The organism is Mesorhizobium sp. WSM4808, from assembly GCF_055811675.1.
In genome coordinates this window covers 36,189-45,815 of sequence record NZ_JBVVQX010000029.1, presented here as the reverse complement: position 1 = coordinate 45,815, position 9,627 = coordinate 36,189, and the positions used below count along the sequence as shown (strand labels likewise).

At 61.3% G+C, this 9,627-nt stretch carries 10 protein-coding genes; 9 read left to right on the top strand and 1 reads right to left on the bottom strand.

Features of this window, described 5'->3' with window-relative positions; all coding sequences use genetic code 11:
• Positions 1 to 232 precede the first annotated feature (232 nt).
• The 6 genes from secY (at position 233) to rplQ (ending at position 4,945) form a co-directional block, all read left to right on the top strand.
• Positions 233 to 1,573: a preprotein translocase subunit SecY gene (secY, locus tag AC0L2U_RS31615; protein ID WP_027038734.1), complete on the top strand. Its 1,341-nt coding sequence runs from the start codon at positions 233 to 235 to the stop codon at positions 1,571 to 1,573.
• A complete protein-coding gene (locus AC0L2U_RS31610; RefSeq protein ID WP_013531436.1) occupies positions 1,570 to 2,166 on the top strand; it encodes an adenylate kinase in 597 nt (198 codons plus the stop codon). The genes secY and AC0L2U_RS31610 overlap by 4 nt, the downstream gene beginning before the upstream one ends.
• Positions 2,167 to 2,376: 210 nt before the next feature.
• Complete coding sequence (gene rpsM, locus AC0L2U_RS31605) at positions 2,377 to 2,745, top strand: 30S ribosomal protein S13 (RefSeq protein ID WP_013531437.1); 369 nt, start codon at positions 2,377 to 2,379, stop codon at positions 2,743 to 2,745.
• A gap of 161 nt (positions 2,746 to 2,906) precedes the next feature.
• Positions 2,907 to 3,296 (top strand): 30S ribosomal protein S11, encoded by a 390-nt coding sequence (rpsK, locus tag AC0L2U_RS31600; RefSeq protein WP_006205444.1) that lies wholly within the window; start codon positions 2,907 to 2,909, stop codon positions 3,294 to 3,296.
• Positions 3,297 to 3,398: 102 nt separating this feature from the next.
• Positions 3,399 to 4,409, top strand: coding sequence for a DNA-directed RNA polymerase subunit alpha (locus tag AC0L2U_RS31595; RefSeq protein WP_023812081.1), 1,011 nt, complete (start codon positions 3,399 to 3,401; stop codon positions 4,407 to 4,409).
• A gap of 104 nt (positions 4,410 to 4,513) precedes the next feature.
• Positions 4,514 to 4,945, top strand: coding sequence for a 50S ribosomal protein L17 (rplQ, locus tag AC0L2U_RS31590; protein WP_013531439.1), 432 nt, complete (start codon positions 4,514 to 4,516; stop codon positions 4,943 to 4,945).
• Positions 4,946 to 4,967: 22 nt separating this feature from the next.
• Here rplQ and AC0L2U_RS31585 read toward each other — a convergent pair whose 3' ends face one another.
• Positions 4,968 to 5,672 (bottom strand): hypothetical protein, encoded by a 705-nt coding sequence (locus tag AC0L2U_RS31585; protein WP_473603269.1) that lies wholly within the window; start codon positions 5,670 to 5,672, stop codon positions 4,968 to 4,970.
• 84 nt (positions 5,673 to 5,756) lie between these two features.
• On the opposite strand from AC0L2U_RS31585, the gene AC0L2U_RS31580 reads away from it, so the two are divergent.
• From AC0L2U_RS31580 to AC0L2U_RS31570, 3 genes are all read left to right on the top strand, one after another.
• Positions 5,757 to 7,244, top strand: coding sequence for a DegQ family serine endoprotease (locus tag AC0L2U_RS31580; RefSeq protein WP_127396166.1), 1,488 nt, complete (start codon positions 5,757 to 5,759; stop codon positions 7,242 to 7,244).
• A gap of 48 nt (positions 7,245 to 7,292) precedes the next feature.
• On the top strand, positions 7,293 to 8,600 hold the full coding sequence (locus tag AC0L2U_RS31575) for a replication-associated recombination protein A (protein WP_127810389.1): 1,308 nt from the start codon (positions 7,293 to 7,295) through the stop codon (positions 8,598 to 8,600).
• A 171-nt stretch (positions 8,601 to 8,771) separates the two neighbouring features.
• Complete coding sequence (locus AC0L2U_RS31570; RefSeq protein ID WP_473603268.1) at positions 8,772 to 9,602, top strand: aspartyl/asparaginyl beta-hydroxylase domain-containing protein; 831 nt, start codon at positions 8,772 to 8,774, stop codon at positions 9,600 to 9,602.
• Positions 9,603 to 9,627 lie beyond the last annotated feature (25 nt).

The following is a 9,627-nucleotide window of genomic DNA, read 5'->3' as shown; positions in this document are numbered from 1 at the left end:
TTGGTACACGCGGCCGATTAAAACGGCTGCTGCGTTTAAACGTAATTTTCACGCGCTTGCGCCTGTTGGGGTATCCTTTTTTCCACCCTTTTGCTTTTTTTTCTCCACACCGGGGGGGCCGCTACACCGCGCCCGCTTGCATGTTTAGAGCCCGGAGCTTATCTCGTGAGCTTCGGTGAAACGCGCCGCCTGACCTCAGGGCCATCAAGCGTTACCAAGCGGAGAATCAGGCATGGCTTCGGCTGCTGAACAATTAGCCTCGAATCTGAATTTCTCGGCGTTCGCCAAGGCGGAGGATTTGAAGAAGCGCATCTGGTTCACGATCGGCGCGCTGCTCGTCTATCGCCTCGGCACCTACATCCCGCTTCCCGGTATCAATCCCGACGCCTTCGCCCAGGCCTTCTCTTCGCAGAGCAAGGGCGTGCTTGGCATGTTCAACATGTTCGCCGGCGGCGCCGTGCAGCGCATGGCGATCTTTGCGCTCGGCATCATGCCTTACATCTCCGCCTCCATCATCATGCAGCTGATGACTTCGGTCATCCCGTCGCTGGAAGCGCTGAAGAAGGAAGGCGAACAGGGCCGCAAGGTCATCAACCAATACACGCGCTACGGCACGGTGCTGCTTGCGCTGGTTCAGGCCTATGGCATTTCTGTCGGTCTGGAAGGCGGCAACGGCATCGTCAGCGATCCCGGCATGTTCTTCCGCATCTCGACCGTCGTCACGCTGGTCGGCGGCACCATGTTCCTGATGTGGCTGGGCGAGCAGATCACCGCGCGCGGCATCGGCAACGGCATTTCGCTGATCATCTTCTCCGGCATCGTCGCCGGCCTGCCGCACGCCATCTCCGGCACGCTGGAGCTTGGCCGCACCGGCGCGCTGTCGACCGGCCTGATCCTGGCGATCATCGTGCTGGCCGTCGTCGTCATCGCGCTCATCGTGTTCTTCGAGCGCGCCCAGCGCCGCTTGCTGATCCAGTACCCGAAGCGCCAGGTCGGCAACCGCATGTTCCAGGGCGATACCTCGCATCTGCCGCTGAAGCTCAACACGTCGGGTGTCATTCCGCCGATCTTCGCGTCGTCGCTGCTGTTGCTGCCGGCCACCGTCGCGGGCTTCTCGCAGACGGCCAACATGCCGGCCTGGGCCAGCACCATCCTGGCCGCGCTCGGCCATGGCCAGCCGCTCTACATGGCATTCTATGCGGCGATGATCGCGTTCTTCGCCTTCTTCTACACTGCGATTGTCTTCAACCCGAAGGACACCGCCGACCAGCTCAAGAAGCATTCAGGCTTCATCCCGGGTTATCGACCGGGCGAGCGCACCGCCGATTACATCGATTACGTTCTCACCCGCATCACCGTCGTCGGCGCCATCTATCTGGTGCTGGTGTGCCTGTTGCCGGAGTTCCTGATCTCGGCGACTGGCGTACCATTCTACCTTGGTGGCACATCGCTTCTGATCGTGGTCAGTGTCACGCTCGATACGGTTGCGCAGATTCAGGGGCACCTGATTGCGCACCAGTATGAAGGCCTGATCAAGAAGTCGAAGCTGCGCGGGGGGAAGAAAGCCAGATGAGGTTGATATTGCTTGGGCCGCCAGGAGCGGGCAAGGGGACGCAAGCACAAAGACTGGTAGAAAAACACGGCATACCCCAGCTCTCGACGGGCGACATGCTGCGTGCTGCCGTCCAGGCAGGCACCGAAGTCGGCAAGCGCGCCAAGGCGGTGATGGATGCCGGTGAACTGGTGTCCGACGCGATCGTCAACGCGATCGTCGCCGAGCGTATCGATCAGCCCGACTGCGCCAAGGGGTTCATCCTCGACGGCTATCCGCGGACCCTGGTGCAGGCGGATGCGGTCGAGCAGATGCTGTCGGATCGCTCCCAGGGCCTCGACGCCGTCATTGAGCTCGTGGTCGACGACAAGGCCCTGGTTGGCCGGATCGTCAAGCGCGCCGACGAGGCGCAGGCCGCCGGCCTTCCCGTTCGCAAGGACGACAACCCGACCGTGTTCGAAGAGCGCCTGAGGGAATACTACAAGAAGACGTCGCCGCTGATTGGCTACTACTATGCCAAGGGCAAGCTCCGCAGTGTCGACGGCATGGCCGATATCGACGCCGTGACGGAACAGATCGAAGCGGTGCTCAAGGACGCAGTGCGGGGAAATTAACGATTGCACTTGACGGAGGCGGTTCGCTGCGGTATGGCGGCCCGTCTTCCTATCAGGCATGAGCTTTGCTTGTCCGCAAGGGCAAGGCAGCCGCATTGAACTGGAAACTCCCGCATGGGCCGGCCTCCACCGGACGCGGGGCAACTTAAGACAGCGCCGTGCCCGCCTCGTTTTTGAGGATTGGCCGGCCCACATGGAGAAGGGAAGAACATGGCTCGTATAGCCGGCGTCAACATTCCGACCAACAAGCGCGTTGTCATTGCGCTTCAATACATTCACGGCATTGGCAAGCGGTTCGCCCAGGAGATCGTCGACAAGGTCGGCATCCCGGCCGAGCGCCGCGTCAACCAGCTGACCGACGCGGAAGTGCTGCAGATCCGCGAAACCATCGACCGCGATTACCAGGTTGAAGGCGACCTGCGCCGCGAAGTCTCGATGAACATCAAGCGGCTCATGGACCTCGGCTGCTACCGCGGCCTGCGTCACCGCCGCTCGCTGCCGGTCCGCGGCCAGCGCACGCATACCAATGCGCGCACCCGCAAGGGCCCGGCCAAGTCGATCGCCGGCAAGAAGAAGTAATTTTTTAGGGGAATAAGGGAGTAGGGGAGTAAGGCAGTAGGGAATGCCCGCCAGTCGGGTCGCACTTTTCCCTACTCCCTTACTGCCCTATTCCCCTACTCCCTTACGAAGGTGGAGCCGCTGGCATTACGGCGGTGTAGAGATCAACTGAAAGGACTATCATGGCCAAGGAAGCCGCTCGTGTTCGCCGTCGCGAACGCAAGAACATCTCGTCGGGCGTTGCCCACGTCAATTCGACCTTCAACAACACGATGATCACCATCACCGACGCGCAGGGCAATTCGATTGCCTGGTCGTCGGCCGGTGCCCAGGGCTTCAAGGGTTCGCGCAAGTCGACCCCGTTCGCTGCCCAGATGGCTGCCGAGGATGTTGCCAAGAAGGCCCAGGAACACGGCATGCGCATGCTCGAAGTCGAGGTCTGCGGACCCGGCTCCGGTCGTGAATCGGCACTGCGCGCCCTGCAGGCGGCCGGCTTCACCATCACCTCGATCCGTGATGTGACGCCGATCCCGCACAATGGCTGCCGCCCGCGCAAGAAGCGTCGCGTCTAAGCATTTACCGAACGCCGCGCGAGCGCCTTTGGGCGCTCCTCCGCGGCATTCCAGGTCGCCCGCCACGATTGGATGGTGGCGGGTCAACGGAAGGAAAGCATCATGATCCAGAAAAATTGGCAGGAACTGATCAAGCCGAACAAGATCGAGTTCTCGTCGAAGAAGAAGACGCTGACCACGCTGGTCGCCGAGCCTCTCGAGCGTGGCTTTGGCCTGACGCTGGGCAACGCGCTGCGCCGCGTGCTTCTGTCTTCGCTGCGCGGTGCGGCTGTTACCGCCGTGCAGATCGACGGCGTTCTGCATGAATTCTCGTCCATCGCCGGCGTGCGCGAGGACGTGACCGACATCGTCTTGAATATCAAGGAAATCGCCATCCGCATGGAAGGCGATGGTCCCAAGCGCATGGTCGTTCGCAAGCAGGGACCGGGTGCTGTTCTTGCCGGCGACATCCAGACGGTTGGCGACGTCGAGATCCTCAACCCCGACCACGTCATCTGCACGCTGGACGAAGGCGCTGAAATCCGCATGGAATTCACCGTCGACACCGGCAAGGGTTACGTGCCGGCCGACCGCAACCGCGCCGAAGACGCGCCGATCGGCTTGATCCCGGTCGACAGCCTTTATTCGCCGGTCAAGAAGGTCTCCTACAAGGTCGAGAACACCCGCGAGGGCCAGGTTCTCGACTATGACAAGCTGACCATGACGATCGACACCGACGGTTCGATCACCGGCGAGGACGCGGTGGCTTTCGCCGCCCGCATCCTGCAGGACCAGCTCGGCCTGTTCGTCAACTTCGACGAGCCGCAGAAGGAAGTCGCCGCCGAGGCCGTCACCGAGCTCGCCTTCAACCCGGCGCTGCTCAAGAAGGTCGACGAACTCGAGCTTTCGGTGCGTTCGGCCAACTGCCTGAAGAACGACAACATCGTCTATATCGGCGACCTGATCCAGAAGACCGAAGCCGAGATGCTGCGCACCCCGAACTTCGGCCGCAAGTCGCTGAACGAGATCAAGGAAGTCCTGGCGGCGATGGGCCTGCACCTCGGCATGGAAGTGCCGGACTGGCCGCCGGAAAACATCGAAGACCTCGCTAAGCGTTACGAAGACCAATATTGAGCATGAATTCCAAGGATGGGCGGCGTGGGCCGCTCGATCCGACGGTCATGCGGAAAACCATCAGAGGCCACGGCCTCTTGAACAACTGAAGAAGGAAAAGAGCCATGCGCCACGGTTTCAAAGGCCGTCGCTTCGCACGAAGCATTAGCCATCGCAAGTCGATGTTCGCCAACCTCGCCGTGTCGCTGCTCGAGCACGAGCAGATCGTCACGACCTTGCCGAAGGCGAAGGACCTGCGTCCGATCGTCGAGAAGCTGGTGACGCTCGGCAAGCGCGGCGACCTGCATGCCCGCCGCCAGGTCATTGCCCAGATCGGCAATGAAGGCGTCGTCAAGCGTCTGTTCGACACCATCGCGCCGCGCTACGCCAACCGCAATGGCGGCTATCTGCGCATCATGAAGGCGGGCTTCCGTCACGGTGACAACGCCGCCATGGCCGTCATCGAGTTCGTCGATCGCGACGTTTCGGCCAAAGGCGCCGGCGACCGCGCTCGCATCGAAGCCGAAAGCGCTGACGCGGACGCCGCAGCCGCATAAGGCTCGGTTTTCCCAAATGAGTTCAAAGGGGCCTGCGGGCCCCTTTTTTGTTTGCCGATGTTTGCTGTCCATCGGCCAGCGCCAGGTACTGGCTTCCGCTCAACAGCTTCCAATCGAATGCACCCGGTACCTCTTCAGTCTTCGGGTAAGGATATGAATAGATACTGTCGAGGACGGCTCGAGAATCGATTTTCGCCAGCGCTTGCGACGGGGAGGAGGCCTTCAAATAGGTTTCGGCATCTTGGTTGCCGATGAAGTCGGCAGCCACATGAAAATTTATCTGAATCGGTCCGGCGCAGATGTTCATCCCGATGTCATGGCCGGATGCCGCGTAGAAAACCTTGGCCTGATCTGGAGTCCAAAGGCCGGCACCCAGGAACTCTGATGGCTTTGTCTTTCCGCTGAACCCGTCCAGGGAGAGTGCAAAGCGAGTGGTGAGAGCCTCCAAATCGCCTTTGAGGTAACTGGCCTGCTCAATTTGAAACCAGTTCATCTGGCGAGGCGGCGTGATATCAAAGGAAATTTCGAGCTTTCCGAACGTCCAGTAGTCTGGATCGACATGCTCAGGCATGCCGAGCACTTCGACAATCTCGGCCATTGTCATGTCGGGGGAGATCGGCCCCAAGCTACCGGTCTTCAAAAAGTCACGGAAAGACAGGAGTTGTTTTTTCATCAGGGCCACGAGGTTTTCGGTTTCAAGGTCAGCTGTAGCTGTTTTGCTGCCCAAAATAGTCGGATTTCAGCGGCTTAGCCTTTCATTTTGCACAATCGTCGGGACAATGCCCCCGAACTTGCCTTGGAGGATTCGCGAATGCGCGCCAGAAGACTGCCCCTTGTTCTGCTTTTCGCCATCATGGCGTTTGCGGCCGCACCGGTGGTCAGGCAGGCATTGGCCGAGGAGACGAAGACCGATCCCGGCCTGTCCGATGTGCTGACCGACCTGCTGCATGGCGTGGAAGGCGAAAACGCCACGGCTGGTCCCGACAAGCGCGTACCCTTCGGCCGCGAGGAGGTGCAATTGTCGTTTGCGCCGCTGGTCAAGCAGACAGCCCCGGCCGTGGTCAACGTCTATGCCTCGCAGACGGCCAAGGTCACGTCGCCTTTCGACGGCGATCCGTTCTTCGAGGAATTCTTCGGTCGCTCGCAGCCGCGTGCACAGTCTTCGCTCGGCTCCGGCGTGCTGGTCGATCCGACCGGCGTCGTGGTCACCAATTACCACGTCATCAAGGATGCCGACCGGGTCAAGGTGGCGACCGCTGATGGGCGTGAGTTCGACAGCAAGGTGCTGCTCAAGGACGAGACACTCGACCTCGCCGTGCTCAAGATCACCTCGGACAAGCCGTTTCCGGTTATCGCCATCGGCGATTCCGACGCGCTTGAGGTCGGCGACCTGTTGCTGGCCATCGGCAACCCCTTCGGCGTCGGCCAGACCACCACCAGCGGCATCGTCTCGGCACTGGCCCGCAGCCATATCGGCGTCTCCGATTCCAGCTTCTTCATCCAGACCGACGCCGCCATCAATCCTGGCAATTCCGGCGGCGCGCTGATCAACATGGGCGGCCAGCTGGTCGGCATCAACACCGCCATCTACAGCCGCAGCGGCGGTTCGATCGGCATCGGCTTCGCCATTCCCTCGAATATGGTCCGCGCTTTTGCCGACGCGGCCAAGGCCGGGCTCGACTTCTTCGAGCGGCCCTATATCGGCGCCGAGTTCGAAGCGGTGACGCCGCAGATCGCCGAATCGCTCGGCATGGAAAAGCCGACCGGTGCGCTGGTCTCGTCGGTCGAGGCGACAGGACCCGCCGGCAAGGCAGGACTCAAGCCCGGCGACGTGGTGCTGCAGCTCAACGGCAAGCCGGTCGAGAGCATCGAAGCGTTGGACTACCGGATGGCGACGCTGTCGATCGGCACCACCGCGAATTTCGCGGTTTTGACCAAGGGCCAGCAGGCGGCGATGGATATCGCGCTGGAACGCGCTCCGGAAGGCATGAAGGCTGCCGAGGTGACGCTGCATGGCCGCAGCCCGTTCTCGGGCGCCAAGGTCGCGGAGCTGTCGCCCCGGCTCGCGCAGCGGCTTGGCCTGCGCACGGACATCAAGGGCGTCACCGTGGTCGACATCAACCGCGATTCACCGGCCGCCGATTTCGGCTTCCAGCCGGGCGACATCGTGCGCGAGGTGAACGGCACCACCATCGATACCGCGGCGACCCTGGAGTTGGCGTCCAGGACGGATACGCGCTGGTGGCGCTTTACCGTCGAGCGTGGCGGGCAGATAATGCGTCAGGTGTTGCGTTATTAGGGCTGGGTTCCGTGCATTCGGGCTCATGCTCCAACGAAAAAGAAGTGCATGGCCGATCTGTTCAGCGTCGATGAACCGGAAAAGACCCCGCCTGGGCGGCCGCTGGCCGACAGGCTGCGGCCGAGAAACCTTGGCGAGGTCGTCGGCCAGGAGCATCTGACCGGCCCTGACGGCGCGCTGACCCGGTTGATCGGTTCCGGCTCGCTCGGCTCGATGATCTTCTGGGGGCCGCCCGGCACCGGCAAGACCACCGTGGCGCGCCTGCTTGCCGGCGAAACCAGCCTGGCCTTCGAGCAGATATCGGCTGTCTTTTCCGGCGTCGCCGACCTGAAAAAGGTGTTCGAAGCGGCCAAATTGCGCCGCACCAATGGCCGCCAGACCTTGCTGTTCGTCGACGAGATCCATCGCTTCAACCGTGCCCAGCAAGACAGCTTTCTCCCGGTCATGGAGGACGGGACAGTCGTGCTGGTTGGCGCCACGACCGAAAACCCGTCCTTCGAACTGAATGCCGCTTTGTTGTCACGCGCGCGCGTTCTGGTCTTCCATTCGCTTGGCGAGGAGAGCATCTCCAAGCTGATGGTGCGGGCGGAGGAGACCGAGGGCAGGGCGCTGCCGCTCGACGACGAGGCGCGGACCATGCTCATCCGCATGAGCGATGGCGACGGCCGGGCCTCGCTGACGCTCGCGGAAGAAGTCTGGCGGGCAGCCAAACCCGGCGAGGTCTTCGATCCCCAGGGACTGCAGCGCATCGTCCAGCGCCGCGCGCCGATCTACGACAAGGGCCAGGACGGCCATTACAATCTGATCTCGGCGCTGCACAAATCGGTACGCGGTTCAGACCCTGACGCGGCTCTCTACTATCTCGCACGCATGTTCGATGCCGGCGAGGATCCGCTCTATCTAGGCCGCCGGCTGGTGCGCATGGCGATGGAAGACATCGGCCTTGCCGACCCGCAGGCGCTTGTCGTCGCCAATGCCGCCAAGGATGCCTATGATTATCTTGGCTCGCCCGAGGGCGAGTTGGCGTTTGCCGAGGCCACCGTCTATCTCGCCACCGCGCCCAAATCCAACGCCGTCTACAATGCTTTCAAGGCTGCCACGCGGGCCGCGAAGGAACACGGCTCGCTGCTGCCGCCCAAGCACATCCTCAACGCACCGACAAAGCTGATGAAAGAGGAGGATTACGGCGCCGGCTATCGTTACGACCATGACGAGCCGGATGCCTTTTCGGGGCAGGATTATTTTCCCGAGAAGATGGGCCGCCAGACCTTCTATGATCCGCCCGAGCGCGGCTTCGAGCGCGACATCAGGAAGCGGCTCGACTATTGGGCGAAGCTGCGCAAGGAGCGGGAGTAGCAGGCTTGCGTGAGGCCGTTGACCAGATCCACCAGGCAGCCAGCCGGCCACGATAGCAGGGCCGTTGTGTGGTAACCCAAAAAACCTTATCAAGGCGCACGACCGGGCGGTGGTCGTTGCCGTGATTTGGGCACTTCATTCGCAACAGGATCGCGCTCCGCGCGTGGAAAAATGACAAAAACCCTTCGCAAGTCCCTTCGCAAATTCGCCATTGCCATCCCGCTTCTCGCCCTTGGCTTCTATTTCATTCCCATCCTGACGACGATCTTCATCATCTGCGGCCTGATCGACGTGCTGCGCAACGACCGCAAGGATCTGTCGCTGCTCTCAGGCTATTTTCTCGGCAACGGCCTGTTCACCTGGCTGCTTTCGCCGTTCAATCTGCTGGTCGACCTCTTGTGCTACAGAAATCCAGGTGTCTGGAAGCTGGAGCAGTTTCCCGCCGACTATCAGCGCGAGGTCAACGAGGTCCTGGACATCTTCAAGGCGCGCAAGGATGAGATCATTGCCGATATCGACGCCAATTTCGGCGCCGGCCGGCGCGGCATGTATGTCTACCAGTGGTACGGCAAGCACAGGATCGACAACGTCGCCGAGTTCAACAAGGATTTCAAATACATCAAGACCATAGCCGTTTCCGTCTTCAGCAAGCGCGAATCGACCTCCTGGCATTTCGGCCCGCTGCGGCTCAGCCTGCGCATTCTCTACAATCTGATCCCGGTTAAGTCGGAGATTTTCGTCGAGTGCGGCAACGTCAAGAATTATTGGTACGACAATCCGCTGTTCATCTTCGACGACACGCTGCTGCATCGCTCGGTCAACGAGTATGACGGACGCCGCTACTGCGTGTTCATGGACATCATCCGGCCGTCTCCGGTTCCCAGACTGATCGCGGGCATGCTCTCAATCGTCTCGGTCAGCGTCGAGCGCATCAATTCCATGTTCTACAAGAACTGGAAGATGATCGGTTCGACCAAGCCGAAGAATGCCGAGACGACCTGAGCAGGCAATCGCTCAATGCAGCTGG

What these genes read in the sequence shown, in the direction of transcription:
- secY (WP_027038734.1), top strand. Translation starts at nt 233, where the DNA reads ATGGCTTCGGCTGCTGAACAATTAGCCTCGAATCTGAATTTCTCGGCG.
- AC0L2U_RS31610 (WP_013531436.1), top strand. Translation starts at nt 1,570, where the DNA reads ATGAGGTTGATATTGCTTGGGCCGCCAGGAGCGGGCAAGGGGACGCAA.
- rpsM (WP_013531437.1), top strand. Translation starts at nt 2,377, where the DNA reads ATGGCTCGTATAGCCGGCGTCAACATTCCGACCAACAAGCGCGTTGTC.
- rpsK (WP_006205444.1), top strand. Translation starts at nt 2,907, where the DNA reads ATGGCCAAGGAAGCCGCTCGTGTTCGCCGTCGCGAACGCAAGAACATC.
- AC0L2U_RS31595 (WP_023812081.1), top strand. Translation starts at nt 3,399, where the DNA reads ATGATCCAGAAAAATTGGCAGGAACTGATCAAGCCGAACAAGATCGAG.
- rplQ (WP_013531439.1), top strand. Translation starts at nt 4,514, where the DNA reads ATGCGCCACGGTTTCAAAGGCCGTCGCTTCGCACGAAGCATTAGCCAT.
- AC0L2U_RS31580 (WP_127396166.1), top strand. Translation starts at nt 5,757, where the DNA reads ATGCGCGCCAGAAGACTGCCCCTTGTTCTGCTTTTCGCCATCATGGCG.
- AC0L2U_RS31575 (WP_127810389.1), top strand. Translation starts at nt 7,293, where the DNA reads ATGGCCGATCTGTTCAGCGTCGATGAACCGGAAAAGACCCCGCCTGGG.
- AC0L2U_RS31570 (WP_473603268.1), top strand. Translation starts at nt 8,772, where the DNA reads ATGACAAAAACCCTTCGCAAGTCCCTTCGCAAATTCGCCATTGCCATC.